The 253-nt window shown below is 41.9% G+C and carries 1 pseudogene; it reads left to right on the forward strand.

Going from position 1 to position 253, the window contains the following annotated elements:
* A pseudogene (locus ACYQ4S_RS12980) lies at positions 1 to 253 on the forward strand (IS4 family transposase); the annotation flags it as partial.

A 253-nucleotide genomic window follows, 5' to 3' on the forward strand; every position in this document is an offset into this window, starting at 1 on the left:
AATTTTCTGCTCGTGATTATGACAATATGGTTGCCCATACTGCGGTTGTTTTTACCCGGTATATGATGTTCGCCTTAATATCCCGTGAAGAGAAGGATCCGCGCACCATCGGTGAGCTGTTTTATTTGTGCTGTGATGAAATGGAGAACATTCGATTCGCGCAATCGCTGTTTCTCGTAATGGCCTGTCTGAAAGAGACATTAATGAACGAGTTAGTACTATCTGAACAACATGTTCAAGACTTGTTAGATAC

The organism is Alkalibacterium sp. s-m-28, from assembly GCF_054658175.1.